The organism is Ruegeria sp. HKCCD7221, from assembly GCF_013031225.1.
Taxonomy (GTDB): Bacteria; Pseudomonadota; Alphaproteobacteria; order Rhodobacterales; family Rhodobacteraceae; genus Ruegeria.
The window spans coordinates 129850-154127 of the sequence record NZ_WPZE01000001.1; the positions used below are offsets into that span (position 1 = coordinate 129850).

Annotated in this window: 21 protein-coding genes; 14 read left to right on the forward strand and 7 right to left on the reverse strand. The window is 57.8% G+C overall.

Going from position 1 to position 24278, the window contains the following annotated elements; genetic code table 11:
* Window positions 1–57: 57 nt before the first annotated feature.
* Window positions 58–792 (reverse strand): glutamine amidotransferase, encoded by a 735-nt coding sequence (locus GOX73_RS00680; RefSeq protein ID WP_171122393.1) that lies wholly within the window; start codon window positions 790–792, stop codon window positions 58–60.
* A 16-nt stretch (window positions 793–808) separates the two neighbouring features.
* A complete protein-coding gene (locus GOX73_RS00685; protein WP_171122395.1) occupies window positions 809–2581 on the reverse strand; it encodes an SLC13 family permease in 1773 nt (590 codons plus the stop codon).
* A gap of 110 nt (window positions 2582–2691) precedes the next feature.
* Between GOX73_RS00685 and GOX73_RS00690 the strand changes: the two genes are divergently transcribed.
* Window positions 2692–3432: a YebC/PmpR family DNA-binding transcriptional regulator gene (locus tag GOX73_RS00690; protein WP_171120485.1), complete on the forward strand. Its 741-nt coding sequence runs from the start codon at window positions 2692–2694 to the stop codon at window positions 3430–3432.
* Between the two features lie 164 nt (window positions 3433–3596).
* Complete coding sequence (locus tag GOX73_RS00695; RefSeq protein ID WP_171122398.1) at window positions 3597–4865, forward strand: MFS transporter; 1269 nt, start codon at window positions 3597–3599, stop codon at window positions 4863–4865.
* A gap of 14 nt (window positions 4866–4879) precedes the next feature.
* Here the strand turns inward: GOX73_RS00695 and GOX73_RS00700 are convergent, their stop codons facing one another.
* On the reverse strand, window positions 4880–5767 hold the full coding sequence (locus GOX73_RS00700; RefSeq protein ID WP_171122400.1) for a LysR family transcriptional regulator ArgP: 888 nt from the start codon (window positions 5765–5767) through the stop codon (window positions 4880–4882).
* 84 nt (window positions 5768–5851) lie between these two features.
* Between GOX73_RS00700 and GOX73_RS00705 the strand changes: the two genes are divergently transcribed.
* The 6 genes from GOX73_RS00705 to GOX73_RS00730 all read left to right on the forward strand — a co-directional run bounded on the left by GOX73_RS00705 (window position 5852) and on the right by GOX73_RS00730 (window position 11629).
* Window positions 5852–6451, forward strand: a complete 600-nt coding sequence (locus GOX73_RS00705) for a LysE/ArgO family amino acid transporter (protein ID WP_171122402.1) — start codon at window positions 5852–5854, stop codon at window positions 6449–6451.
* 40 nt (window positions 6452–6491) lie between these two features.
* Entirely contained in the window at window positions 6492–7400 is a 909-nt protein-coding gene (locus GOX73_RS00710; protein ID WP_171122404.1) for a DMT family transporter, read from the forward strand.
* Window positions 7401–7489: 89 nt separating this feature from the next.
* The gene (betI, locus tag GOX73_RS00715) at window positions 7490–8062 is read left to right on the forward strand and encodes a transcriptional regulator BetI (RefSeq protein WP_171120494.1); all 573 of its coding nucleotides are present in this window, start codon (window positions 7490–7492) and stop codon (window positions 8060–8062) included.
* Entirely contained in the window at window positions 8059–9567 is a 1509-nt protein-coding gene (betC, locus tag GOX73_RS00720) for a choline-sulfatase (protein ID WP_171122406.1), read from the forward strand. The genes betI and betC overlap by 4 nt, the downstream gene beginning before the upstream one ends.
* Window positions 9568–9653: 86 nt before the next feature.
* Window positions 9654–11312 carry a choline dehydrogenase gene (betA, locus tag GOX73_RS00725; RefSeq protein WP_171122408.1) on the forward strand — a complete coding sequence of 553 codons (1659 nt, stop codon included), beginning with the start codon at window positions 9654–9656 and terminating at the stop codon, window positions 11310–11312.
* A 77-nt stretch (window positions 11313–11389) separates the two neighbouring features.
* Complete coding sequence (locus tag GOX73_RS00730; protein WP_171120501.1) at window positions 11390–11629, forward strand: YdcH family protein; 240 nt, start codon at window positions 11390–11392, stop codon at window positions 11627–11629.
* A 75-nt stretch (window positions 11630–11704) separates the two neighbouring features.
* Here the strand turns inward: GOX73_RS00730 and GOX73_RS00735 are convergent, their stop codons facing one another.
* Complete coding sequence (locus tag GOX73_RS00735) at window positions 11705–13105, reverse strand: short-chain fatty acyl-CoA regulator family protein (RefSeq protein ID WP_171122410.1); 1401 nt, start codon at window positions 13103–13105, stop codon at window positions 11705–11707.
* A gap of 65 nt (window positions 13106–13170) precedes the next feature.
* Window positions 13171–14376 carry a multidrug effflux MFS transporter gene (locus GOX73_RS00740; RefSeq protein ID WP_171122412.1) on the reverse strand — a complete coding sequence of 402 codons (1206 nt, stop codon included), beginning with the start codon at window positions 14374–14376 and terminating at the stop codon, window positions 13171–13173.
* A gap of 183 nt (window positions 14377–14559) precedes the next feature.
* Here GOX73_RS00740 and GOX73_RS00745 point away from each other — a divergent pair, with 183 nt between their 5' ends.
* From GOX73_RS00745 to GOX73_RS00755, 3 genes are all read left to right on the forward strand, one after another.
* The gene (locus GOX73_RS00745) at window positions 14560–16092 is read left to right on the forward strand and encodes an acyl-CoA carboxylase subunit beta (RefSeq protein WP_171120510.1); all 1533 of its coding nucleotides are present in this window, start codon (window positions 14560–14562) and stop codon (window positions 16090–16092) included.
* A 101-nt stretch (window positions 16093–16193) separates the two neighbouring features.
* Window positions 16194–16679: a DUF6497 family protein gene (locus GOX73_RS00750; RefSeq protein WP_254429094.1), complete on the forward strand. Its 486-nt coding sequence runs from the start codon at window positions 16194–16196 to the stop codon at window positions 16677–16679.
* A gap of 124 nt (window positions 16680–16803) precedes the next feature.
* Complete coding sequence (locus GOX73_RS00755) at window positions 16804–17157, forward strand: hypothetical protein (protein WP_171120512.1); 354 nt, start codon at window positions 16804–16806, stop codon at window positions 17155–17157.
* 86 nt (window positions 17158–17243) lie between these two features.
* Here GOX73_RS00755 and GOX73_RS00760 read toward each other — a convergent pair whose 3' ends face one another.
* Window positions 17244–18395: a DcaP family trimeric outer membrane transporter gene (locus tag GOX73_RS00760; protein ID WP_171134752.1), complete on the reverse strand. Its 1152-nt coding sequence runs from the start codon at window positions 18393–18395 to the stop codon at window positions 17244–17246.
* A gap of 650 nt (window positions 18396–19045) precedes the next feature.
* Here GOX73_RS00760 and GOX73_RS00765 point away from each other — a divergent pair.
* Window positions 19046–19249, forward strand: coding sequence for a hypothetical protein (locus tag GOX73_RS00765; RefSeq protein WP_171120517.1), 204 nt, complete (start codon window positions 19046–19048; stop codon window positions 19247–19249).
* 114 nt (window positions 19250–19363) lie between these two features.
* Window positions 19364–21409 (forward strand): acetyl/propionyl/methylcrotonyl-CoA carboxylase subunit alpha, encoded by a 2046-nt coding sequence (locus tag GOX73_RS00770; protein ID WP_171122414.1) that lies wholly within the window; start codon window positions 19364–19366, stop codon window positions 21407–21409.
* Between the two features lie 76 nt (window positions 21410–21485).
* Here GOX73_RS00770 and GOX73_RS00775 read toward each other — a convergent pair whose 3' ends face one another.
* Entirely contained in the window at window positions 21486–21932 is a 447-nt protein-coding gene (locus tag GOX73_RS00775) for a DUF4174 domain-containing protein (protein ID WP_171120521.1), read from the reverse strand.
* A gap of 169 nt (window positions 21933–22101) precedes the next feature.
* Here GOX73_RS00775 and scpA point away from each other — a divergent pair, with 169 nt between their 5' ends.
* Window positions 22102–24228: a methylmalonyl-CoA mutase gene (gene scpA, locus GOX73_RS00780; protein WP_171120524.1), complete on the forward strand. Its 2127-nt coding sequence runs from the start codon at window positions 22102–22104 to the stop codon at window positions 24226–24228.
* Window positions 24229–24278: the final 50 nt, after the last annotated feature.

Sequence of the window (24278 nt, forward strand, 5' to 3'; positions counted from 1 at the left end):
AAGCCGTTCCGGGCAGCCTATGCGAGGGGCGCGCGATCAGGCAACAGCGCCGTAGGGTCATCCATACCGTTGTGCAAACCGCCGAAGGATTTTGCGCGGCTGGGTGACGTCCGCCGCATGGCAGATGTCGATCAGGCGCTGGGCATCTTCGGGCGGGAAATAGCCGTGATGCTTGTAGATGTTGATCCGTTCTTCAAAATCGCGCGCGTCGGCTTCGGGATGGAACTGAGTGGCATATACGTTCTGGCCCCAACGGATCATCTGAAACGGGCAGGGGTCCGAGGCCAACAGGTGCACGCAACCCTCGGGCAAGGCCTGAACCGCTTCCTTGTGGCCAACAAAGGCGTCAAAGCGTGGCTCTAGCCCCGAGGTCAGCGGGTCCTGCATTCCGTCTTCCGTCAGGCGGCAAGTAGATGGGCCGACGGGTTCGCCGAAGCGATCTTTGCTGACTTCTCCGCCCAGATGGGCCGCCAGAATCCCCAAACCGTAACAGCACCCCATGAAGGGATGGTCCTGCGCGGTGATCTGCGGCATCAGCCCCATGATCGCCGCCTCAACCCGCGCATCGACCGCAGATTTTGTCGCCGGGTCGTCGCTGACACAACCGGGACCTCCGCCGACAATCACGCCTGCATAATCCGTCACGTTCAAACCTTCGGGCAGGTCTTCGCGGTCCAGCTGGAAACGATGCGTCTGGTCGGGTGTCAGCCCGGTCTTGTCCAGGATCGAGGCATACTCAGCGTCCGATGCATCGGTTTCAGGGCGCAGTTGCAGGATCAGAAATCGTTTCATACGCAGCCTTTACCCGTCACAGCGGCCAGAACACAAGGATTGCGGGGATCGAAACCGCAATGATCAGAATTTCCAGCGGCAGCCCCATGCGCCAGTAGTCGCCAAAGCGATACCCGCCGGGGCCCAGCACCAGCGTGTTGTTCTTATGTCCGATCGGCGTGAGGAACGCGGCCGAGGCTGCGACGGCGACGGTCATTAGAAACGGGTCAGGCGAAACCTCAAGCGTGCGGGCCATCTGGATGCCAACCGGGGCCGCGACGATCGCCGTTGCCGTGTTATTCAGCACATCGGACAGCGTCATCGTGACGACCATCAGCACCGTCAAAATAGCCCAGGCGGGCATTCCATTGGTGAGTTGGATCAGCCCGTTTGCAATCAGTTCCGTACCGCCAGAGGTTTCAAGCGCGCTGCCCAACGGGATCATCGACCCCAGCAGAACGACCACGGGCCATTCGATATGGTTGTAGAGATCTGCAATGGGCATGATCTTGGTCAGCACGTAGGCAACGACCACCAGCCCCAGCGCAATCGGCAGGTAGATCAGCCCAACGCTGGCCGCAATAACGGCAGCAGCAAACAGGCCAATCGCCAGCCAAGCCTTGTCATTGGCGGTGACATTCAACCCGCGTTCAGCCAAAGGCAGGCATCCAAGCCATTCGGTGACATCCGCACTCCGGTCGCGTGGGCAGAGCAGCAAAAGGATATCACCGGCCTCCACTTCAGTTTTCCGAACTTGCTGGGTGATCCTGCGACCCTGGCGCGAGATACCCATTAGAACCGTGCTTTGGCGCCAAGCCAAGCCCAAACCTTGCGCGGTACGTCCAGTAATGCGCGCGCTCTCGGTGGCGACGACTTCGATCACTTCCAGCCCATCACCTTCGGCCGTCAGCAATTCCTGTCGACGCGTGTCCGAGAAATTCAGATTCAGCGCCGCGCGGAATTCGTCCAGTGCTTCGGGGCGGGCCTCCAGTACAAGCGCGTCGCCCTCGTGCAGGGTTGCATGTGCCGAACGGCCGTACCGCCGTTTGCCATCCCGGATCAGGCCGATGATGGCGACGTCCGATTTTTCGGCGACCTCGTACAGTTCGCTGACCCGTTTGCCGATATGGGCCGAATCCGGTGGGATCGTCAGTTCGGCAATATACTCGGCCAGCGCCTCGGAGCTTTCTTCTTGCGGTCCGCGATTGGGAATCAGCCGCCAGCCAACCAACGAGACAAAAGCCAGGCCCGCAATAGCCGCCAGACCGCCAACCGGGGCAAAATCGAACATATGGAACGGCTCACCCAGTGTTTCCGCGCGGATCGAGGCAATGATGATATTGGGGGGTGTGCCGATCAGCGTGGCCATACCGCCCAGAATGGTCGCAAAGCTAAGCGGCATCAGAGTCAGCCCGACGGACCGCCCCGCTTTTCGCGCGGTCTGAATGTCGACAGGCATCAAAAGCGCCAGCGCTGCCACGTTATTCATGAAGGCTGACAGAACAGCCCCGATTCCGCCCATCAGAGCGATATGAGCACCCAGGCCGCGCGACGCATCGACCAATGTGCGTGTGATCATGAAAACGGCACCCGACCGCACCAGCCCGGCGGAAACGACAAGAACCAGCGCTACGATAATCGTGGCCGGATGACCGAACCCGGCAAAGGCATCGTCCACTGGTACGACCCCAAGCACGACCCCGATCAACAGGGCGGAAAACGCCACGAGATCATACCGGTAACGCCCCCACAGCAGCATTCCAAATACAGTTGCAAAAAGGGTAAATAGAATAATCTGATCTGTCGTCATGCCGACACCATACCCGCAAGTGGCCACCGGACAAGCCGCTCTCTTGATCCCGAGGCCCGCAAACGTCTATATGAGCGCCGAATACGCAATCACTATCACGAGGACGCACCATGGCAGGCCACTCCAAATGGGCCAATATCCAGCACCGCAAGGGACGTCAGGACGCCGCGCGGTCCAAGCTGTTTTCCAAGCTGTCGAAAGAGATCACCGTCGCCGCCAAGATGGGCGATCCCGATCCCGACAAGAACCCGCGCCTGCGTCTGGCGGTGAAAGAGGCCAAGTCGAACTCGGTCCCCAAGGACGTGATCGACCGCGCAATCAAGAAGTCGGTCGCAGGTGAAGGCGACGATTACGAGGAAATCCGGTATGAAGGCTATGGCCCGAACGGTGTGGCTGTAATTGTCGAAACAATGACCGACAACCGAAACCGGACTGCGTCGACCGTGCGCTCGACCTTTTCGAAAAATGGCGGAAATCTTGGCGAGACCGGCTCGGTCGGGTTCATGTTCGAACGCAAGGGCGAAGTTGTTTACCCCGCGACCGTGGGCGATGCTGATACCGTGTTTGAAGCGGCGATCGAGGCAGGTGCCGAAGATGTCGAAAGCTCGGACGAGGGTCACATCATCTGGTGCGCCGATACCGATCTGAATGACGTGTCGAACGCATTGGAAGCGGCACTGGGCGAGACCGAGTCGACTAAGCTGGTTTGGAGACCGACTACGACCACTGAGTTGGGTTTGGACGACATGCAGAAGCTGATGAAGCTGGTCGATGCGTTGGAAGACGATGATGACGTCCAGCGCGTCACAACCAATTTCGAGGCATCGGACGAGGTTATGGCTCAACTTTGATCCGAACCTGAATTACTCTGCAAGAACCCGGCCATTGGCCGGGTTTTTTGTTTGCGTTTTCTGGATGCTTGGCCGGTGCTGTTAAACTCGGTAAGCTGCCATGAAACGCAATCGACCCTTAGCCTTAATTCAGGCCGAAAAAGGGGTGTCACATGATCGAGTGAATGACGAACAGCCCTTCTAACACTGCAAAACGGAACATCCCCGTTCTGACCGGGCAGAGCATTCTGTCTCAGGTCGCCTGGACACTTGGCAGCCCGTCCATCGTTTTGCCTTTTCTTGCCGTCTCGCTGGAACTGCCGATGTTCGTCGCGGGTGCGCTGGTATCGGTGCGCATGGTCGGCAGCATGATTTCCGATGTGTTCCTTGCCCAGCCGATTTCAGCCCGCGAGCGCAAGAAGCGCGGTATCGCAATGACGGAAATCGCAATAGGCGCATGCCTCGTTGCGGCACTTGTCATTGCCGCGACCGGAAAGGTTCCCCTTATCGCGATTGCCTTTGTGTCCGCGTTCTTTCTGATCGGTCTGATCGAAGAGATCCAATCGCTGATGTACACTGACCTTCTGGGCGATCACGTTCAATCAAAGTCGCGGATGATCATGCATTATCTGCAGCTTGGCGTTGGTGGGTTAGGTGCCATCGGGCTGGCGCTATTGGTTCACGAAATTACAAAGGAAAACCCACCATTTTCGCGCCATTCCGCTATTATTGCGGTGTCGGTGACATTCTTTGTGTTGTCTGGTCTGTCCATTTTGGCGATGTCCGAAGGAACTTCGCGGCCACCGATGAGCGACCAAGCCTCTGCCGCGAAAAAACGGGAGTTCACCGAGAATTTCACGGATATCGCAGCCATGTTTAACGAGGCGTGGTTCCGTCGCTATATGATCATGCGCCTGCCGATTGTCGTGGTGTCCCTATCTGTGCCGTTCTTCGCCCTGATCGCAGCCGAAGCACACCACACCTCGGCCAAGGGTCTGACCGCGATGATAATTTCATCGGCGTCAGGCTATCTGGTATCGGCTCCGTTGTGGCAATTGGTGAACATGAAATCGCATCGTGCGGTCATGGTTACGGGAAACCTGATGGTCGCCGTGACCGGAGCCGCCCTTTTGTCCGTTCACTACTTGGGTGTCGATCATGACGTCCACCTGCACGCGGTTGCGTTGTTTATTGTGACGGTCGCAGTTACGGGGATCAGCAGTGCGCGGAAGCTGTACTTTCTTGACGTCGCGCCCAAAGATCAGCGGGTAAAAGGTGCCGCCGCTATAAAGAGTATCTGCCGAATTTCCGGGGTTATTCTGTCTGCCGCACTTGCAGGGATTGCCCATATGCACGAAGTGGCCTGGGCGATCCTGTTAATCGTTATTATAAGCCTTTTTGCTGCCATCGCATGTTATCGCGTGGTTGTTCCGCGTTCCAAAGTTCCAGTTTAGTCTTGATCAGCGAGTTATGCGTCAGGCCGAAGGGCGCGCTGGGCGCATTTCAGGACAGCGGCGGTTAACGGCCTGAGCGCGGGGGCCAGAATACGCCCGACCTGCCACGTCATCGGGATATCCAGCGGCGCATCTTCAACCAGCAATCCCAGCCGTCCGTCCGATAGGGCTGTTTCCACCAGACCCACCGGGTTCATCCCCCATCCCAATCCTGCAATTGCCGCATCCACGAACCCCTGCGAAGAGGGCAGGAAGTGCGAAGGCGGAGAAAGACGGCGGCCCGTCTGCAGGGCGATCCATTCCTTTTGCAAGCTGTCCTTTCGATTGAAGGTCAGGCAGGGCGCGCGGGTTAAACTGGCTTCGTTTACACCGTTTGGGAACCACGTCCGCAGGTATTCCGGACTGGCCGTGGGAAGATACCTCAGCGCGCCCAAGGCAATCGCGTCACATCCGGCAATTGTTTGTCCGCCGACGGTTACCGCGGCGCTGACTTCGCCGCGCCGCAACCACTCGGCTGAGTAATCCTGATCGTCAATGACCAGATCGAACAGCAGGTCGTTGACCCGAGCCATCGCATCAATAAACCAGGTTGCCAGACAATCTGCCGGGACTGCGATACGCACCCGCGCCGGACCTGATTTGCGATCGAGGGTAAGCTCTCGCGCCAGTTTCGCCTCGAGCAATCCGATATCCTCGGCGTGTTGCGCGATCCGCAACCCCATTGGGGTGGCCGTACAAGGTGTGCCGCGGTGTATCAAAGCCGCCCCAACACGATCTTCCAAGGCCTTGATCCGTTGAGAAATCGCCGACGGCGTTACAGACAGGTCATCGGCCGCGGCCTCGAAACTGCCGTGTCGCAAAATAGCCGACAATGCAGACAAGTGATGGGGGTCGATTATCATTAGTAGAACTTAACCAGCATCAACATCTTTAATTTGATAGATCGCGAGGATGGGCATAGTCAACGTCCAAACACAGGAGGTTACATGTCCACATCTCTGATTGCAGGCTTTGTGCTTGGCTTTAGTCTGATCCTTGCCATTGGTGCGCAGAACGCATTCGTCCTGCGTCAGGGGCTGCGGCGCGAACATGTGTTTTCCTTGTGTCTGACATGTGCCGTTTCAGACGCAATTCTGATCGCAGCGGGCGTCGCGGGTTTCGGCACACTGGCGCAGATTTTTCCCTGGTTTGAAACGGCCATGCGCTATGGCGGTGCGATATTCCTGACGTGGTACGGGTTACGCAGCCTCAGTTCGGCCTGGCGCGGCGGGGCCGTCATGGAGGTCGGGCAGGGGCAGACGGCCAGCCTGAAATCCGTTTTGCTGACAGTGCTCGCGTTTACGTGGCTCAACCCCCATGTCTATCTGGATACGGTTGTGTTGATCGGCTCGATTTCCGCCCAATACGAAGATCAATTGGCCTTTGCGTTGGGAGCTATGTCCGCCAGTTTCGTTTTCTTCTTTTCCCTCGGATACGGGGCGAGTCTTTTGTCGCCTGTCTTTGCCCGACCCAGAGCATGGCAAGTGCTGGACGTGGTAATCGGGGTCGTGATGCTGACGCTTGCGGCAAAGCTTGTTGCGATGTGAAGGGTTGTTCCCGGCGGCAATTCGGTATTGAATCGTTAACATGACAACTCAAGCCGCTTTGTATCGCCCTGTCGCGGGCATGTTCTGGATGTTTTCCGCCGGTTTGGCGTTTGTCGTTATGACAGCGCTGGTCAAATCGCTGGGGACGTCCATGAACCCTATTCAAGCGGCCTTTTTGCGGTTTGCCTTTGGGTTGGTCTTTTTGCTGCCCGCGCTGCGCCTGATCGTTACCACACATCTGACACGCAAGCATGTTGCGATGTTCGGAGTGCGTGGTCTGGTCCATGCAGTCGCGGTCATGCTGTGGTTTTTTTCCATGACGCAAATCCCGTTGGCCGAGGTCACGGCCATGAATTACATGACGCCAGTCTATGTGACTCTGGGTGCGGCGCTGTTTCTGGGCGAGAAGCTGGCCATTCGCCGGATTGCAGCGATCCTTGTTGCCATGATCGGGGTTGCCATCATTCTGCGCCCGGGTTTTCGTGAAATCTCGGCCGGTCATCTGGCGATGTTGGGGACGTCCCTGATGCTGGGGGCGTCGTACCTGTTGGCTAAAACGTTGGTGCGGGACCTACCGCCTTCGGTCGTCGTCGCGCATATGTCGATTTGGGTAACGGTGGCACTGGTTCCCTTTGCCGCTGCGGTTTGGACCCCGCCCAGCCTGTATGATCTGGGCGTTCTCTTTCTAGTCGCCAGTTTTGCGACTCTTGGCCATTATTTCATGACGCTTGCGCTTCAGGCGGCACCTGTGGCCGTCACTCAGCCGGTGACGTTCTTGCAACTGATCTGGGCCACACTTCTTGGCGCATTAGTGTTCCACGAGAGCGTCGACATCTGGGTCGTTGCAGGGGGAACTTTGATTCTTGCAGCCGTAAGTTTCATTGCATGGCGCGAAGCTGTTCTGAACCGCAGCAGCTTGACCACGCCCAGTATCGCGCCCAAACTTTAAGCGTGTAGCGGCCGAAAAATCGTTATTGATTGACGAGTCAATAAAAACCGCATAGCGTTTCCTTACCAGTAGCAGGTGAGGGGGCCGTGATGCCGAAACTCGGAATGGAGCCAATTCGTCGTGATGCGATCGTCAAGGCGACGATTGCCGAGCTTGGGTCCAAGAAGTCCCTTGATGTGACCGTAAGCCAAATTGCGAAACGTGCAGGGATGTCCAGCGCGCTGGCCCATCACTATTTCGGTGGGAAAGATCAGATATTCCTTGCTGCGATGCGCCAAATCCTATCCGACTTCGGGGCCGAAGCGCGGGAGGAGCTCAAGTCCGCAGCACCCGATGAACGTGCGCAAGCCATCATCCGATCCTGCTTTGCGCCGTCCTGTTTCACGCCTGACGTGATCGCCGCATGGATGACATTCTATGTCCTTGCGCAGACAAACGAAGACGCGCTTCGTTTGTGGCAGATTTATCAGGCCCGCATCCGGTCAAATCTGATATTTGCGCTGCGGCCGCTGCTGTCTGATCCGGTTGAAGCGGCGGAAAACATGATCGCGCTGATTGACGGGCTTTATATCCGCGCCGCGCTTAGTGCCCCGGAAGAACCGCAACTGGCGGTTAATCACGCCATTCGGGTGCTCAACACCTTTCTCGAGGCTGAAAAATGACACAACCGAACATTCTGATCCTGATGGTGGATCAGTTGAACGGGACCCTCTTTCCAGACGGTCCCGCGGAATGGCTTCATGCTCCGAACCTGAAAAAGCTGGCTGATCGTTCGACCCGGTTTGCCAATGCCTATACGGCATCGCCACTATGCGCGCCGGGGCGCGCAAGCTTCATGTCCGGGCAGTTGCCCTCTCGGACTGGTGTTTATGATAACGCGGCTGAATTTCGCAGCGACATCCCGACTTATGCGCATCATCTGCGCCGGGCGGGGTACTACACCTGTCTGTCCGGCAAGATGCATTTTGTCGGCCCCGATCAGCTACACGGGTTCGAGGATCGCCTGACCACCGATATATACCCTGCCGATTTCGGCTGGACGCCGGATTATCGCAAACCGGGTGAGCGGATCGACTGGTGGTATCACAATATGGGCTCGGTGACGGGCGCGGGCGTGGCCGAAATCTCGAACCAGATGGAGTACGACGACGAGGTTGCCTACAACGCGAAAGCCAAACTGTATGATCTGGCGCGAGGCAAGGATGAGCGGCCTTGGTGCGTGACCGTCAGCTTTACCCATCCGCACGATCCCTATGTGGCCCGCCGAAAATACTGGGACCTGTACGAAGATTGCGAGCACCTGATGCCCGAGGTTCCGGACCTTGGTTATGACAATCAGGACGCACATTCGAAACGGATTTTCGACGCAAACGACTGGCGCAGCTTCGATATCACTGAGGATGATATCTGCAAGTCACGGCAGGCTTACTTCGCAAACATCTCCTATCTGGACGACAAGATCGGCGAGATTCTTGAGGTGCTGGAAACCACGCGCCAGGAAGCGATCATCCTGTTCGTCTCGGACCATGGTGACATGCTGGGCGAACGGGGCTTGTGGTTCAAGATGACCTTCTTTGAAGGCTCGTCCCGTGTGCCGTTGATGATTTCAGCGCCTGACCTTGCAGTGGGCCGAATTGATACGCCTGTTTCAACCATCGACGTGACCCCAACACTGGGTGCGCTGGCTGGTGTGGATATGGCCGAGATCGCGCCGTGGACCGATGGTGAGAACCTTGTTCCGCTGGCGCAGGGATCTGAGCGCACGGCCCCCGTTGCAATGGAATACGCAGCGGAGGCGTCCTATGCCCCGCTGGTTTCGCTGCGCTATGGCAAGTGGAAATACAACCGCTGTGCATTGGACCCCGATCAGCTTTTCGACCTTGAGGCCGACCCGCACGAGTTGGAAAACCTTGCGGGCAAACCCGAACACGCCGGCACCCTGCAAACCTTGCGCGCCAAGTCCGAGGCTCGCTGGGATCTGGACCGCTTTGACGCGGATGTCCGTGCAAGCCAGGCCCGCCGTTGGATCGTTTACGAGGCGTTGCGTCAGGGCGGCTATTACCCGTGGGATTATCAGCCGCTGCAGAAGGCGTCCGAACGTTACATGCGCAATCACATGGACCTTAATATCGTCGAGGAAAGCCAGCGCTTTCCCCGAGGAGAATAACTGACTGAATTAGAAATACCCCCTTCAGTCTTGCTGAGAGTATTCGACAGAGATCTTGGCGCTGAAGCGGCAATGGAGACCCGAAAATGGAAGCAGATTTCGTCATCGTTGGCGCAGGCTCCGCTGGCTGCGCGATGGCATATCGACTGAGCGAGGCCGGGGCCTCGGTTCTGGTGATCGAACATGGCGGCACCGATGCCGGACCGTTCATCCAGATGCCTGCCGCTCTCAGCTATCCGATGAACATGGCGCGGTACGACTGGGGCTACAAGTCCGAGCCCGAGCCGCATCTGAACAACCGCCGGCTGGCCTGTCCGCGCGGGAAGGTGATTGGCGGATCGTCCTCGATCAACGGCATGGTCTATGTACGTGGCCATGCGCGTGACTTTGACACCTGGGCCGAGATGGGCGCGGATGGCTGGTCCTACGCGGATGTGCTGCCTTACTATAAACGCATGGAAACGTGGCACGACGGAGGTCATGGTGGCGATACCGCGTGGCGCGGCACCGATGGTCCGTTGCACGTGTCACGCGGCCCGCGCGAGAACCCACTGTTCAAAGCGTTCGTCGATGCGGGTCAGCAAGCCGGGTACGAGGTCACGGGCGACTATAACGGCGAAAAGCAGGAAGGCTTTGGCCCGATGGAGCAGACCGTTTGGAAGGGGCGGCGATGGTCGGCGGCAAATGCTTATCTGAAGCCCGCCCTCAAGCGCGAGAATTGCGATATTGTCCGCGGTCTTGCCTCACGGGTCGTGATTGAGAATAGTCGCGCCACGGGCGTCGAACTGATCCGAGGCGGCAAGAAAGAGATCATCCGTGCGCGGCGCGAGGTAGTTCTGGCGGCGTCGTCGATCAACTCACCCAAGCTGTTGATGCTGTCGGGAATTGGCCCTGCGGCACAATTGGCTGAACATGGAATCGAGGTTGTCGCTGATCGCCCCGGTGTGGGGGCAAACCTGCAAGACCATTTGGAACTGTATATCCAGCAAGCGTCGTTGCAGCCGATCACGTTGTATAAGCATTGGAACCTGATCAGCAAGGGTTTGATCGGGGCGCAGTGGTTGTTCACCAAAACCGGGCTTGGGGCGTCGAACCAGTTCGAAAGTGCGGCCTTTATTCGGTCAAAGCCAGGGGTCGAGTACCCCGATATCCAATACCACTTCCTGCCAATCGCGGTGCGCTATGACGGGCAGGCGGCGGCCGAAGGGCACGGGTTTCAGGCACATGTGGGGCCGATGCGGTCTCCGTCGCGCGGGTCTGTAACCTTGCGTTCAGCGCGGGCCGAGGATGCACCTGTGATCCGCTTTAACTACATGAGCCACGAACAGGACTGGGAGGATTTCCGGACCTGTATACGACTGACGCGTGAAATATTCGGGCAGGAGGCTTTCAAGCCATTTGCCGGGAAGGAAATTCAGCCGGGTGAAGGCGTTCAAAGCGATGAAGAGCTAAACGGCTTTATCGCCGAGCATGCCGAGAGCGCGTATCATCCCTGCGGCACCTGCCGAATGGGGCGGGCGGACGACAGGAATGCTGTTGTAGATCCGCAGGGCCGAGTGATTGGGGTGGACGGGTTGCGTGTGGCTGACAGTTCACTCTTTCCGCAGATCACCAACGGCAACTTGAATGCCCCGTCGATTATGGTGGGTGAGAAAGTCTCGGATCATCTTCTGGGCCGAGATCCCTTGCCAAAGGCCAATGACCGGCCCTGGATTCATCCGCAATGGGCTACTGCACAACGGTAATTTGATCCGCGTCAAAGCGGGGTATGGGAATCATCTATAGTCTGAATCGCAACGACATATTCAAGGAGCGAACAGGAATGTCCCACACCCCGCATGAACTGGCCGAAGAGTTTCCGGACAAAGTTGACCTGATGAGCCAGCTCAAGCAGTCGGACGCGCATTTCGCGCGGCTGGCAGATGAGTATCACGAGATTAATCGCAGCGTTCACCGCGCGGAAACCAATGTTGAACCGATGGAAGAACTGGCCGAAGGCGAGCTGCGCAAGAAACGCGCAGCCCTGAAGGATGAGATCTGGTCGATCTTGTCGAAAGCCTGATCCAAAAGGGCGGGGGCTCTGCCCCCGTCGCGGCAGGCCGCGACTCCCCCGGGATATTTTCTTGCCAGGTGAAGATCAGGTGACTTCGTAGGGCAGCGTGCCACGTGAATGCGCGTCGATTGACAGACGGCGCTCCAGCGGTGGAACAGAGCGTTGATGGCAATTCTGGCGTTCGCAGATGCGGCAGGATATGCCGATGGGTTCGTATGCGCTGGCGTTGTTGATATCCAGATTGTCTGCGTAAACCAGTGCCTCGGCATGGCGCACTTCACATCCAAGCGCTATGGCATAGCGGCGCACTGGCGCGCCAAACGATCCCCCCGATTTGGACACGTCCCGCGCAAGGGAGATATACTGGACGCCGTCTGGCGTTTCGGCAAGTTGTCTTAGGAAGTGGCCGGGCGTTTCAAAGGCACGGTGCACGTTCCACAGCGGACATGCGCCTCCGAACCGGGCAAATTGCAGTCGGGTGGCTGAGTGGCGTTTGGTAATCGTTCCGGCCTGATCCACACGTACGAAAAAGAACGGAATCCCCTTGGCGCCGGGGCGTTGTAGGGTGGAAAGTCGGTGGGCCACCTGTTCAATCGACGCGCCAAAACTGTTGCTGAGCAATTCCAGATCGTGCCTGTATTCCTGTGCCGCCGCTAGAAATTTGCTGTATGGCATCAGGGAGGCGCCCGCGAAGTAGTTGGCAAGACCGATTTTCGCGATTGCGCGGGCCTCGTCACTTTGAAATTTTGCAAAATCCAGTGTCGCATCGAGCAGCTTGTCCTGGTCGATCAAAGCGACCTGCAATAACAACTGGAACACCTGAGTCTGGGGCGCAATGCGTGACGACAGGAAAAGCGTTTTACTGTCTGCGTCGTATTTCCGCGTTTCTGCGATATCCGGAAACTGAACTCTGATACCGCGTTCGCTCAGGCTTTCTATGGCGGCTGTGCGAATATCGCCGGCGTCTGAAGCCCGGCTGGAAAACCTCTCGGCGGCGCGGTCGACGGCGTCGATGTAGTTGTCGCAGTAATGAAAGAAGTCACGAACTTCTTCCCAGGGACTTGCTTGTATCTGGGCGTCCTCACGCCCCAGCGCTTCGTCAAGCGACGCCAGTCTTTCGTGGGTCTGCCGGTACGTGCGGTGTAGCGCAATAAACGCACGAGCAAGTGCGGGCGCATTTGATGCCGTCAGGCGCAGGTCTGCCAGCGGAGGGGTCGCGTCATCGAACACAGGGTCTGCCAAAGCCTCCCGCATGTCCGAGACAAGCCGTTCGCTGTCACCTGTGCTGAGTTCGGTCACGTCCATTCCAAACTCTTGCGCCAGAGCCAGAACAACCGTCGTCGATATCGGGCGGTTGTTGTTCTCCATTTGGTTTAGGTATGGCAGCGAAACACCCAGTTTGGTTGCGAATTCCTTTTGAGTCAGCGCCAGACGTGTGCGCATTTCGCGCAGTTTCGCACCAGCATATAGCTTTTGGGTCGCCATGGTCTGCCTTTGCAACTTTTCTGTCGCGCTAGGCTAACTTTGCAAACTATTGGGTGCAAGCCGTCTTATAGGCCCAATTGCCGCTCGCGTCGGATCACCGTTGCGATTGCGCAAACCGCGAGTGCAGCGGTGGCGAGCATTAGCCACAACAAGGGCATCGCGCCGGTCTCATGCGTCAACAAGGTGCCAGCCAGTGCGCTAAGGCCAGCGCCGCCGCCGAGCATGATGGCACCGCTGAGGCCAGAGGCTGTGGCGGCCAAATGGGGGCGAACGGACAGGGCGCCCGAGGTGGCGTTCGGTATCGTCATGCCATTGCCAACACCGACGAAGGTCATGAAGCCAAAAAAGCTGAGTGCAGTACCGAAACCGGCAAGGAACAGTATAGCGGACAGTAAGACTCCCGCGGCGTTCAATGCGCTCCCCCAAAGAACCATGCGGTTTACGCCAAATCGAACCGAATACCGCCCGCTGATAAAGTTCCCGAAGAAATACCCGATTGCGGGTGCGCCAAAGTAAATTCCAACCTCGGATGCGGTCAGGCCAAAAAGCTCGGTGCCGATAAAGGGCGCGCCGCCGAGATAGGCAAAAAAGGCACCTGATGACAGGGCCGATGACAGCGAATATCCCCAGAACCGTGGCGACGTCAGCAACTCGGGGTATTCCTTGAATTGCTGTCCCAACGTTTTGCCGCTTTTGGCGCTGGTTTCGCCAAAGTCGAGATATACAAGCAGCAGAGTCAACGCGCCAAGGACGAATGGCAGCCAAAAGTTTGCCTTCCAGCCGAAGCTTTCTTCCAGAAGGCCACCGACTGCAGGACCGATCATGGGAACGACGGCCATCCCCATAGTGACATATCCGATCATTGAGGCGGCTTGATCCTGATCATAAAGGTCGCGCACGGCTGCACGGCTAAGCACCATTCCGACGACAATGACCGCCTGACACATGCGGAAGGCCAAGAAAACTTCGACATTGGGTGCGTAGATGCTGCCGAGTGTGGCAAGCAAGAACAAGGATAATCCCCAAAGCAGGACTGGCCTGCGACCGGCCTTGTCCGCGATCGGTCCAATCAGAATTTGCAGAACGGCGTTGACCAGCAAGTACAGGGCAATTGACAACTGCATGACCTTGTAGTCCGCGTTGAAATACAGCGCCATATTCGGAAGGCTGGGCAGGAACAGGTTCAGGCTTAGCGCAGACAGCCCCGACAAAAGGACGAGTGTTGTAATCGTGGGCGGCGAACGTCGCGTCGAGGGTGAACTGAACTGCATGGTTCACATGTATAGTGAGCGGCGTCGCAATTACCATCCGTCTTGCCGAACTCGATACAATATTAGCAAATTTACAATTTTCCGAAAGGATATTTCCAAAGATTTGCAAATTTGCCGAATGGTGCTTTGGTCCTTGGTGCGATGCGTATAGTGTCCCGACAAATTTTAGAGGGGATCATCGTCATGAAAGACATCCTGACCGAACTAGAAAGCCGCCGCAACGATGCCCGTCTAGGGGGCGGGCAAAAACGTATCGACGCACAGCATGCAAGAGGCAAACTTACCGCGCGTGAGCGGATCGAGTTGCTGATGGACGAAGGCAGCTTTGAAGAATTCGACATGTTTGTCAGCCACCGTTGCACTGATTTCGGGATGGAGAACCAAAAGCCCGCTGGCGACGGTGTCGTGACTGGATGGGGCACGATTAATGGCCGCATGGTTTATGTGTTCAGTCAGGACTTTACCGTTTTTGGCGGATCCCTTTCGGAAACCCACGCGCAGAAAATCTGCAAGATCATGGACATGGCGATCCAGAACGGAGCACCTGTGATTGGTATCAATGACTCGGGTGGTGCGCGGATTCAGGAAGGCGTTGCGTCGCTGGCCGGTTATGCAGAAGTTTTCCAGCGCAACATCATGGCCTCGGGCGTGGTACCGCAGATCAGCGTGATCATGGGGCCATGTGCCGGTGGTGCGGTCTACAGCCCGGCGATGACCGACTTTATCTTCATGGTCAAAGACACCTCCTACATGTTCGTGACAGGCCCCGACGTTGTGAAAACTGTCACCAACGAGGTCGTCACAGCCGAGGAATTGGGCGGCGCTTCGACCCACACCAAGAAATCCTCGGTCGCGGACGGAGCGTTCGAGAACGATGTTGAAGCGCTGGCCGAAGTTCGCCGCTTGGTTGACTTCCTGCCGCTGAACAACCGTGAAAAACCACCGGTCCGCCCCTTCTTTGACGAACCTGACCGGATTGAGGCTTCTCTGGACACGTTGATCCCAGATAATCCGAATACCCCCTATGACATGAAAGAACTCATCACCAAAGTGGCGGATGAGGGGGATTTCTACGAAATTCAGGAAGACTACGCCAAGAACATCATCACCGGCTTTATCCGCTTGGAAGGCCAGACCGTTGGTGTTGTCGCAAACCAGCCGATGGTTTTGGCGGGCTGTCTGGACATCGACAGTTCCCGCAAGGCGGCTCGGTTCGTGCGTTTCTGCGATTGCTTCGAAATTCCGATCCTGACGCTGGTTGATGTGCCGGGCTTCCTGCCGGGGACCAGTCAGGAATATGGCGGCGTCATCAAACACGGTGCAAAGCTGCTGTTTGCCTACGGTGAGGCGACCGTTCCGAAGGTTACCGTGATCACCCGCAAAGCCTATGGCGGGGCCTATGACGTTATGGCGTCCAAGCACCTGCGCGGGGACTTTAACTATGCGTGGCCGACTGCCGAGATCGCTGTGATGGGTGCCAAGGGCGCGACCGAGATCATTCACCGTGCCGATCTGGGGGATGCTGAGAAAATTGCACAGCATACGCAGGACTATGAAGACCGTTTTGCCAATCCCTTTGTCGCTGCTGAGCGTGGCTTCATTGATGAGGTGATCATGCCGCAGTCAACGCGCCGCCGCGTGTCCCGTGCCTTTGCCAGCCTGCGGAACAAGCAGCTCAAGAATCCGTGGAAAAAGCACGACAATATCCCGCTGTAAGGTATTGGTGCAGAACAGGTTGCTTGGTTCGAGGGCCGAACTTGAACCGGGCAACTAGGCTTAATGAAAGTCAAGTTTGACTTTGAGGTCAAAGCTGTTAAATGAATGTGGTTATCAGAAATAGGAAAGCGCGGGCCAAAAGCCATGCGCGCACGATCCCGGAGAGAGGAGCTTGCCATTGGCAGGTCTGGGGTCGTGCCTTTATTCTGACCCTTCTTGCGCAGCCCGCTACGACTTTTGCCGAGACTTCGGCGCTGTTGCCGGTCCCGTCAGGTCAGCCCGTATACCTGCGCGATGTTCTTCTGGACAACAACCCCGGAGAGCTGTGGGTGCGGTTTCGGTTTATCGCGCCAAAGATCGGGTCTGATGTCGGGCGAATTGGCTATGACGTCGCTTCGGTTGATATGGAGCATCTATGTCAGACACTGGCTGTTGCCTACGTCGCGCAGTACGAGCTTGAGCCGGCTCGCGTCGTTATTTCCCTATCTGATCGTCCTACGGAATTTGGCCGCTCTGCTCCTGATGCCACGCAGTTTTTCGAGGCCTACCGGCTGGAACAGTCCCGGTGTATCTGGGAGGGGCTTTGACCATGATGACCGTGTGTAAACCAGTCAAAGCATTTCTGACCAGTAAAGACGCTATGGGGGTGTTTGAAATGGCTTCGTCCTGCAACGGATGTGCGTTTTGTTCTTATTTTCGCGAGGTGACAGCATGTTGAAACATCGCGGTTTCCCGGGCCGTTTGGCCGGAACGGATTTTCAGTTCACCATCCGTCGAGCCAATCCAAAGGGGGTGACCCCAATAACCTCCCGTGAACGGTTTCGTGACCGCAAACCGGCGGACAGGCGTGCAGATACAGCTTTCATGCAGGCGCTGTGGGAGCATTTCGGGGATCAACCATTTGAGCGTGGAAATCTGGATGCAGGGCGGCTGAGCTGGCTGTTCCAGCGCGAGGTGATCCCGGCCGAAGATCCGTTTGACCCCGCCAGCTATGATGCGCTTTTGGTGATTGACGTCGACGCTGCGCGGCAGTCATTTCCCGATATTTTCGATGGGGTGCGCTGAACGTGCCTTTGGCCGCCACATATCAGCGGACGTCAGGTCCTGACTGGTTGACCCCGCCCCGTGTGGGGCAGGGTCAGGTTCGTGCGTCAGAAGTTAAGCTGCGCGGCCACCTGAACACGGTTGGCGTCGAACGTCCGTCCGGTGGGGGCGTCGTTGCGTCCGCCAAAGATGTATTCGGCGCTCAGCGTCAGGTTGTCGGTCGCCTGATAGAAGGCGTTGACGTGGATCGTCTCAAGCTCGGTAAAGGCCAGCGTACCGGTCGAGGTCGCCAAGTCATAGTCTTCATAGCCGTAGGCGATGCCCACATTCCATTTGGGGTTCAGCTGCTGACGCAGTTCGACGGTGAATCCGTCGACGTCGTTCGCCTCGCCTCCGACGACCGCATCACCAAGGCCGATCAGCCACGGGCCAAGCGCCTCACCGGTGACGTAATTGACCTGGAACAGGCCGCCTTCCCACAAGCGCGCCGAACCCGACAGGGTCAGACCGGTCTGATCGACTTCGACACCGCCGCCCTCGGCCTTACCGTAAAGCAGGGCACCGCGCGCGATGAACCTGCCATCATTATACTCGGCCGAGGCCGTCAGGACCGGATCATCCGAATTCGAACCGCCGACATTTTCCTCGATGGACAGTGCGAATTCAGCGTTGCTGGAGAACGAATTGGTATAACGCACCTGTGGAACACGGGCGAAGGCAATACCAACCGGGCCGTTGAATTCGACCGAGGTCGGGTAGGTGTCCAGTGGCTGGAAGTTGGTCCAGAACTGACCGATCAACCATTGTTCGCCAATGCGGATGTTGGCGTGACGCAGGCGCAATTCGGCGGCACCTCCACCTGCGAACAGGTCAAGTTCCAGTTGCCCGCCGATATCGCCAATCGCGCTGGGCGTACTTGTCAGAAGCCCGAGTCGGGATTGCCGAACGGTTGCACCGAACGTCCCGCTGGTCGCGGCAGAGGGCTCACCCACGACGTTCACGAAGGCCGTGTCGCCCTGATCAAAGTCAAAGTCGTAGAAGAAATCAGCTTTGACATAGCCGTACAGGTCCAGGGTCGTGTTCCCAATCCGGAACTCGCCGGGGGTCGAGTTCGGATCCTGCGACTCCAGCGCCTCGACCCGGAGTCGCAGGTTCTCCAGTTCGGCCTGGGTTTCAGCATCTTGCGCCAAGGCCGGCACGCCAACCGCGCAGAGCGCGCTGGCAGCAAGCAGGCGAGCGTATTTACCCTTTGTTTTCATGGGGATAATTCCTTGTATGCGAGTGTGCAGGGCCAAGGTTTCACGCAAGCTTTGCGGAGGGAAATCACCAAGTCGGGAGGATTTGGGCCGGATTTCTCATGCGACTGTGTTATTTCGCTCGCCGGCTTTCACGGCGGGGTGAACGCAAATACCAATGCGTTGCAAAACATGGGTTTTGTTATCTTCGCACCCGCAGCACGCCGTGAGGTCGATTTGGCGCGAAGTGTCGAATTGATAGCTTTGTGTAACGGCTACGTGACGGCTAGCAGAGCGTCTGTGAACACATGTCTACAAATTCCCGTCGGCGCATATTTGCGCGAGGTTTCGATGTATGGGCAGGATTCAGCCGGAAAATCAAAAGGAAACGATGAGTGGTTGGCGGCCGAATTGGTGGCGTGCATGGTTGATAGGCCGTGCGGCTCTACTTTGCCTGCGCCGCACATGCACCTACTATTCCGTACCCCTTCCTTCCGCGGGCAGGCTTGTGAAACTCACAATTCCCTGCCCGCGTTTTTCTTTGCGCATGAATTGCGCAAAAAGCGGCATAATTCTGCGCAAACGCCAAATTTGATCCGCCTGATATTGAATAACAAGGCGCAAATCCGACATGTGCCCCCGAATGCATCAAATAACCTGAAGGGGCAGATAACATGCGAATTTCAAAAGTCGTCCTCGTATTGGCGACCTGTGCGGGCCTTACGGCCTGCGGTGAAAACACGGGCGAACAGGCGCTGCTTGGTGGCGGCGCGGGCGCGTTGGGCGCGGCCGTCCTCAGCGCCGACCCGTTTGTCGGGGCTGCGGTCGGTGCCGCAGGCAACGTGCTTTTCTGCAAAACACAAAGAAACTGCTACTAACGTAGTCTTCGGGGCGCGCGTCGCCTCGACCGTCATCGCGCATCACGCCGTCGTGGGGATTAGACCCTGCGGCGGCGTTTTGCGTTCCCAGAACACCAAGACAAAGGACGTCCCATGTTCAACAAGATCCTGATCGCCAACCGGGGCGAGATCGCCTGCCGGGTCATCAAGACCGCGCGTAAAATGGGTATTGGCACTGTCGCCATCTACTCGGACGCGGACAAGAACGCATTGCATGTGTCGATGGCGGATGAAGCTGTCCATATCGGCCCGCCCCCCGCGAACCAGTCCTATATCGTGATCGACAAGGTTATGGATGCGATCCGTCAAAGCGGCGCACAGGCGGTTCATCCCGGTTACGGCTTCCTGTCGGAAAACGCCAAATTCGCCGAGGCGCTGGAGGCCGAGGGCGCGGCCTTTGTTGGCCCCCCGGTCGGTGCGATTGAAAGCATGGGTGACAAGATCACCTCGAAGAAGATCGCTCAGGATGCAGGCGTTTCGACAGTGCCCGGATATATGGGGCTGATCGAAGACGCCGATGAGGCGGTGAAGATTTCCAACGACATCGGCTATCCGGTTATGATCAAGGCCAGCGCCGGTGGCGGTGGTAAAGGCATGCGGATCGCGTGGAACGACGACGAAGCGCGCGAAGGCTTCCAATCCTCCAAGAATGAGGCTGCGAATTCCTTTGGCGACGACCGGATTTTCATTGAGAAATTCGTGACCCAGCCGCGCCATATCGAGATTCAGGTTCTGTGTGACAGCCACGGCAACGGCATTTACCTGGGCGAGCGCGAATGCTCGATCCAGCGCCGGAACCAGAAGGTTGTGGAAGAGGCCCCGTCGCCGTTCCTTGATCCCGAAACCCGCAAAGCGATGGGCGAACAGGCGGTCGCTTTGGCCAAGGCCGTGAACTATGCCAGCGCCGGGACAGTTGAATTCATCGTGGATGGGGAAAAGAACTTTTACTTTCTTGAGATGAATACCCGCCTGCAGGTGGAACACCCGGTGACCGAGCTGATTACCGGTGTTGATCTGGTGGAACAGATGATCCGTGTGGCGGCTGGTGAGAAACTGACCATTACCCAAGATGACGTGACGCTGACCGGCTGGGCGATTGAAAACCGCCTGTATGCCGAAGACCCGTATCGCGGGTTTTTGCCCTCGATTGGCCGTCTGACCCGGTATCGTCCGCCGATGGAAACGGCTGCCGGTCCCATGTTGGTGAACGGCAAGTGGCAAGGCGACGCGCCCGAAGGCGAGGCCGCGGTGCGTAACGATACCGGCGTTTATGAAGGCGGCGAGATCAGCATGTACTACGACCCGATGATCGCCAAGCTGTGTACCTGGGCCCCGACCCGCGATCAGGCGATCGAGGCGATGCGCGTGGCGCTGGACAGTTTTGAAGTCGAAGGCATCGGCCACAACCTGCCGTTCCTGTCTGCCGTGATGGATCACCCGAAATTCATTAGCGGCGACATGACCACCGCATTCATCGCCGAGGAATACCCCGAGGGGTTCGAAGGCGTGACCCTGCCCGAAGCGGACTTGCGTCGTATCGCAGCGTCTTGCGCGGCCATGTACCGTGTTGCTGAAATCCGCCGGACCCGAGTGTCAGGCCGTATGGATAACCACGAACGTAAGGTCGGCGCACATTGGAATGTCGCGCTGCAAGGGCACGAGTTTGACGTCAAGATCGAGGCCGACAAAGAGGGCGCGACTGTCGCCTTTACAGACGGAACGACGCTTCGCGTCGCTTCGGACTGGACGCCGGGTGATCAATTGGCCGTGCTGGATGTCGATGGTGATCCGCTGGTCATGAAGGTCGGAAAAATCTCGGGCGGGTTCCGCATCCGCAACCGGGGTGCGGACCTGAAAGTGCATGTGCGCCGCCCGCACCAGGCGGAATTGGCCAAGCTGATGCCTGAAAAGCTGCCGCCAGACACCTCGAAAATGCTGCTTTGCCCGATGCCCGGCCTGATCGTGAAGATCGACGTCGAAGTAGGGCAGGAAGTGCAGGAAGGTCAGGCACTGTGCACCGTCGAGGCGATGAAGATGGAAAACATCCTGCGCGCCGAGAAGAAAGGCGTGGTCGCCAAGATCAACGCTGGTCCCGGCGACAGCCTTGCCGTGGACGATGTGATCATCGAGTTCGAGTGATCATGGTGGCGTTTTTGTCATATCCCTTTGTTGTCCCGGCGTTCTGTGCCGGGCGGCTTGGGTGTGGCGAAGACGCTCAACCGCCCTCGCGCCGTTCGCGAATTTCGCGTTCGCGTAAGGGGGTCTTGTCGATGGAGCGGCCAATCTCGCGCACGCTCCACGGGGACGGTTTGCGCAGTTTGACCACGCCGTCCTTGTCGACAAATACCATCTGGAACCCGCGCGGGCGCAACTGCGACCGGATCGGGGATCGGGCCGATGGGTCGGTGTCGGTCAATACCACGACGTCGCGGTCCCGCATGGCGGCTTCGCCCTCGACCAGCATGTCGATCTGCTGCTGGAAACGTGGATCCGCAGGGGTGTCGGCAAAGACGACGATGGGTCGGCTGACCCACAAAAACTCGCTGAGGTCGCTGTCACCAGCGGGGCGGACGAATTCGTCTTCGGCAGGTGCAGACCCGTCAGCGGCAAAGGCCGCCAGCGGGATTAGTGCCGAGAAAACAAGGGCAAGCGTTCGTGTCATTGGGCCTCCTGTCCCATCGAATATAGCCCCTGTGTCGATGAATGCGACCAGTGAAATGCACTGTGCGCTCAATTTGTTGCGCGCAGCCCGAATGGACCGGGCAATCCGAAACATAACTGCGGGCAGGTTCCTCTCTGCGCGCGATCCTAAATAGGAAAAGGAATTCGCCATGACCGATACCAAAGACTGGCAGGCGCTGGCCGAGAAAGAGCTGCGCGGTCGTCCGCTGGAAGACCTTACCAAGGAGACGCTTGAAGGCATCGACGTCAAACCTCTTTATACAGCCGAGGACACCGCCGATCTGCCGCATATGGGCACGCTGCCGGGATTCGGCCCGTTTACCCGGGGCGTGAAGGCCACGATGTACGCAGGTCGTCCGTGGACGATCCGCCAGTATGCGGGCTTTTCGACGGCTGAGGAATCGAATGCCTTTTATCGCCGCAATCTGGCCGCCGGTCAGCAGGGTGTGTCCGTAGCCTTCGATCTGGCTACGCACCGCGGCTATGACAGCGACCACCCGCGTGTGGTTGGCGACGTGGGTAAGGCTGGTGTTGCCATCGACAGCGTTGAAGATATGAAGATCCTGTTTGACGGTATCCCGTTAGACAAGGTCTCGGTCTCGATGACCATGAACGGTGCGGTGATCCCTATTTTGGCGAATTTCATTGTCGCCGGTGAGGAGCAGGGCCATGACAAATCCGTCCTGTCCGGCACCATTCAGAATGACATTCTGAAAGAGTTCATGGTGCGGAATACGTATATTTACCCGCCCGAGCCGTCGATGAAGATCATTTCGGACATTATCGACTATACCTCGAACGAGATGCCCAAGTTCAACTCGATCTCGATCTCGGGCTATCACATGCAAGAGGCTGGCGCGAACTTGGTGCAGGAACTGGCCTATACGCTTGCCGACGGCCGCGAATATGTCCGCGCCGCGACGCAAGCCGGGATGGACGTCGACAAGTTTGCGGGCCGTTTGTCGTTCTTCTTTGCCATCGGCATGAACTTCTTCATGGAAATCGCCAAACTGCGCGCCGCCCGCACCCTCTGGCACCGTGTGATGACCGATTTTGGCGCGAAGTCTGAACGCTCGAAAATGCTGCGCACCCATTGCCAGACCTCGGGTGTGTCGTTGCAGGAACAAGACCCTTATAACAACGTGATCCGGACAGCGTATGAGGCGATGAGCGCGGTTCTGGGCGGTACCCAGTCGTTGCACACCAACGCGCTGGATGAGGCGATTGCCCTGCCCACCGATTTCTCAGCCCGCATTGCCCGGAACACGCAGCTTGTGCTGCAGGAAGAAACCGGCGTGACTGATGTGGTCGATCCGCTGGCGGGGTCCTACTACATCGAAAGCCTGACTAATGAACTGGTCGAAAAAGCCTGGGCCCTGATGGAAGAGGTCGAAGAGATGGGCGGCATGACCAAGGCCGTCGCTTCAGGCATGCCCAAGCTGCGGATCGAAGAAAGCGCCGCGCGCCGTCAGGCCATGATCGACCGGGGCGAAGAGGTGATCGTCGGTGTCAACAAGTACCGCAAGGAACAGGAAGACCCGATCGACATTCTGGACGTCGACAACGTAGCTGTGCGCGAAGCGCAGGTCGCACGTCTGGAGCGTATCCGCGCCACGCGCGACGAGGCCGCGTGCCAACAGGCGTTGGGCGCCCTGACCAAGGCCGCCCAAGAGGGCGGAAACCTGCTGGCTGCTGCGGTCGAAGCCGCGCGCGCCCGCGCATCCGTAGGAGAGATCAGCATGGCAATGGAAAAGGAATTCGGTCGCCACCGCGCCGAAGTGAAAACGCTGGCCGGTGTGTACGGAGCGGCCTATGAGGGTGACGAGGGCTTTGCCGCGATCCAGAAGTCCATCGAGGAATTTGCCGAGGCCGAAGGCCGCCGTCCGCGTTTGCTGGTGGTCAAGATGGGGCAGGACGGTCACGACCGGGGTGCCAAAGTGATCGCGACCGCTTTTGCCGATATCGGGTTTGACGTGGATGTTGGTCCACTATTCCAGACACCCGCCGAGGCGGCGCAGGACGCGGTAGACAATGACGTGCATGTGGTCGGTATTTCCTCGCAGGCAGCGGGGCATAAGACCCTTGCGCCGCAACTGGTGGAAGAGCTGAAAAAGGCTGGAGCCGAGGATATCATCGTGATTTGTGGCGGCGTGATTCCGCAGCAGGATTATCAGTTCCTCTATGATCACGGCGTCAAGGCGATCTTTGGTCCGGGGACAAACATCCCCGAGGCAGCGCAGGACATTCTGGGCCTGATCGGCAAGACCAAGGGATAATGGGGGTTTCCCGCCGAAACCTCTTGTGATCCCGCGTCTTTGACGGAAAC

Coding starts and splice junctions, on each gene's coding strand:
- GOX73_RS00680 (WP_171122393.1), bottom strand. CDS start 792: ATGAAACGATTTCTGATCCTGCAACTGCGCCCTGAAACCGATGCATCG.
- GOX73_RS00685 (WP_171122395.1), bottom strand. CDS start 2,581: ATGACGACAGATCAGATTATTCTATTTACCCTTTTTGCAACTGTATTT.
- GOX73_RS00690 (WP_171120485.1), top strand. CDS start 2,692: ATGGCAGGCCACTCCAAATGGGCCAATATCCAGCACCGCAAGGGACGT.
- GOX73_RS00695 (WP_171122398.1), top strand. CDS start 3,597: ATGACGAACAGCCCTTCTAACACTGCAAAACGGAACATCCCCGTTCTG.
- GOX73_RS00700 (WP_171122400.1), bottom strand. CDS start 5,767: ATGATAATCGACCCCCATCACTTGTCTGCATTGTCGGCTATTTTGCGA.
- GOX73_RS00705 (WP_171122402.1), top strand. CDS start 5,852: ATGTCCACATCTCTGATTGCAGGCTTTGTGCTTGGCTTTAGTCTGATC.
- GOX73_RS00710 (WP_171122404.1), top strand. CDS start 6,492: ATGACAACTCAAGCCGCTTTGTATCGCCCTGTCGCGGGCATGTTCTGG.
- betI (WP_171120494.1), top strand. CDS start 7,490: ATGCCGAAACTCGGAATGGAGCCAATTCGTCGTGATGCGATCGTCAAG.
- betC (WP_171122406.1), top strand. CDS start 8,059: ATGACACAACCGAACATTCTGATCCTGATGGTGGATCAGTTGAACGGG.
- betA (WP_171122408.1), top strand. CDS start 9,654: ATGGAAGCAGATTTCGTCATCGTTGGCGCAGGCTCCGCTGGCTGCGCG.
- GOX73_RS00730 (WP_171120501.1), top strand. CDS start 11,390: ATGTCCCACACCCCGCATGAACTGGCCGAAGAGTTTCCGGACAAAGTT.
- GOX73_RS00735 (WP_171122410.1), bottom strand. CDS start 13,105: ATGGCGACCCAAAAGCTATATGCTGGTGCGAAACTGCGCGAAATGCGC.
- GOX73_RS00740 (WP_171122412.1), bottom strand. CDS start 14,376: ATGCAGTTCAGTTCACCCTCGACGCGACGTTCGCCGCCCACGATTACA.
- GOX73_RS00745 (WP_171120510.1), top strand. CDS start 14,560: ATGAAAGACATCCTGACCGAACTAGAAAGCCGCCGCAACGATGCCCGT.
- GOX73_RS00750 (WP_254429094.1), top strand. CDS start 16,194: ATGAATGTGGTTATCAGAAATAGGAAAGCGCGGGCCAAAAGCCATGCG.
- GOX73_RS00755 (WP_171120512.1), top strand. CDS start 16,804: ATGTTGAAACATCGCGGTTTCCCGGGCCGTTTGGCCGGAACGGATTTT.
- GOX73_RS00760 (WP_171134752.1), bottom strand. CDS start 18,395: ATGAAAACAAAGGGTAAATACGCTCGCCTGCTTGCTGCCAGCGCGCTC.
- GOX73_RS00765 (WP_171120517.1), top strand. CDS start 19,046: ATGCGAATTTCAAAAGTCGTCCTCGTATTGGCGACCTGTGCGGGCCTT.
- GOX73_RS00770 (WP_171122414.1), top strand. CDS start 19,364: ATGTTCAACAAGATCCTGATCGCCAACCGGGGCGAGATCGCCTGCCGG.
- GOX73_RS00775 (WP_171120521.1), bottom strand. CDS start 21,932: ATGACACGAACGCTTGCCCTTGTTTTCTCGGCACTAATCCCGCTGGCG.
- scpA (WP_171120524.1), top strand. CDS start 22,102: ATGACCGATACCAAAGACTGGCAGGCGCTGGCCGAGAAAGAGCTGCGC.